The organism is Mesorhizobium sp. M7A.F.Ca.AU.002.02.1.1, from assembly GCF_003998535.1.
Lineage (GTDB): Bacteria > Pseudomonadota > Alphaproteobacteria > Rhizobiales > Rhizobiaceae > Mesorhizobium > Mesorhizobium ciceri.
Genome location: NZ_RZPB01000979.1, coordinates 1 through 1,893, shown reverse-complemented (window position 1 = coordinate 1,893; position 1,893 = coordinate 1). Strand labels below are relative to the sequence as shown.

Below are 1,893 nucleotides of genomic sequence, written 5' to 3'. Positions count from 1 at the left end.
GAACAAGATCCTGCGCGTGCTGGTCGAGCAGCAGTTCGAGCGGGTAGGGGGAACCAAGCGGGTCAAGGTCGATGTCCGCATCATCTCTTCCACGTCGCAGAACCTCGAAGCGATGATCGCCGACGGGCGTTTCCGCGAGGATCTTTACCATCGCCTCGCGGTGGTTCCGGTCATCGTGCCGGGATTGGCCGAGCGGCGCGAGGATATTCCCTACCTCGTCGACAATTTCATGAAGCAGATCGCCCGCCAGGCCGGCATCAAGCCGCGCCGCATCGGCGACGACGCGCTGGCCGTGCTGCAGGCGCACAACTGGCCGGGCAACGTTCGCCAGCTGCGCAATAATGTCGAGCGCCTGATGATCCTGGCGCGCGGCGACGACGTCGATGCGCCGATCACCGCTGATCTGTTGCCGGCCGAGATCGGCGATGTCATGCCGCGCACCCCGAATCAATCCGACCAACACATCATGGCGCTGCCGCTCCGCGAAGCGCGTGAGCAGTTCGAGAAGGATTACCTGATCGCCCAGATCAACCGGTTCGGCGGCAACATCTCGAAAACCGCCGAGTTCATCGGCATGGAGCGCTCCGCTCTGCATCGCAAGCTGAAGTCCCTGGGCGTCTAAGCGCGACGTCCGACCAGCCGCGCGTGGTCCAACCATTTGCCGGTTACGCCCGCGGTGGAATCGCATAAGAAAGCCCGAGAATTTCTGAGGGGTCGCCAATGCCGCGCATTGCCTATGTCAACGGGCGCTATGTCACGCACGCCGACGCTGCCGTGCATATCGAGGATCGCGGCTATCAGTTTGCCGACGGTGTCTATGAGGTCTGCGAAGTGGCGCGTGGCTTCATCGTCGACATGCCGCGCCACCTGGCCCGGCTGAACCGTTCGCTGACCGAATTGTCGATCGCCTGGCCGGTCACCTCTCACGTGCTGCCGCTCATTCTGCGTGAGGTGGTCAATCGCAACCACGTCGCCAATGGCCTGGTCTACGTGCAGGTGACGCGCGGCGTGGCCAGCCGCGACTTCGTCTTCCCTTCCGCCGACACCAAGCCTTCGCTGGTGGTAACCGCCAGGAAGGCCGATCCTGCCGCTGGTGCAAAGCGAGCCGAGACAGGCATCGCCGTCATCACCGTGCCGGAGAACCGCTGGGACAGGGTCGACATCAAGACTGTCGGGCTGCTGCCCAATGTCTTGGCCAAGCAGAAGGCAAAGGAAGCCGGTGCGCAGGAAGCCTGGTTCGTCGACACCGAAGGTAACGTCAAGGAAGGCGGCTCGTCCAACGCCTGGATCGTCACCAGGGACGGCGTTCTGGTCACCAGGCCGGCCGAGCATGGCATCCTGCGCGGCATCACCCGCACGACCATGTTCGAAGTGGCGGCCAAGCTTGGCCTGAAGATCGAGGAGCGCGGCTTTTCCGTCGCCGAGGCCAAGACGGCACGCGAGGCGTTCATCAGTTCCGCAACGACGATCGCCATGCCGGTGGTGACCATCGATGGCGACACGGTCGCCAATGGGCACCCCGGCTCAATAACACTTTCGTTGCGGCAAGCCTTTTTTGACATTGCGGAAAAAAGTCCAGCCTGATAACCGCACAGGTGGAATGAACATCAATATATCTCGTTCTGCTTGTCGTTACTGACGACAAGACGGTGTTTGCGAGCTTGACATGCGCCCGTTAATTTGGCGCATTGGCTTGCAAACCGAAGGGGATCGGCGAAAGACAAGAACAATGGCGGAACGATCGCAAAACCTTCAGGACCTGTTCCTGAATTCAGTTCGCAAGAGCAAGAACCCGCTCACCATCTTCCTCATCAACGGCGTGAAGCTGACCGGCGTGGTCACTTCGTTCGACAATTTCTGTGTCCTGCTGCGCCGCGATGGTCACTCCCAGCT

General features: G+C 61.3%; 3 protein-coding genes. All 3 read left to right on the top strand.

Annotated elements, in window-relative coordinates; genetic code table 11:
* Positions 1-622 (top strand): sigma 54-interacting transcriptional regulator (locus EN879_RS34015; RefSeq protein ID WP_164774762.1); only part of this gene is annotated, 622 nt, incomplete at its 5' end.
* A gap of 98 nt (positions 623-720) precedes the next feature.
* The gene (locus EN879_RS34010; protein WP_027163475.1) at positions 721-1,584 is read left to right on the top strand and encodes a D-amino-acid transaminase; all 864 of its coding nucleotides are present in this window, start codon (positions 721-723) and stop codon (positions 1,582-1,584) included.
* 145 nt (positions 1,585-1,729) lie between these two features.
* A partial coding sequence (gene hfq, locus EN879_RS34005; protein ID WP_127256882.1) for an RNA chaperone Hfq occupies positions 1,730-1,893 on the top strand: 164 nt, incomplete at its 3' end.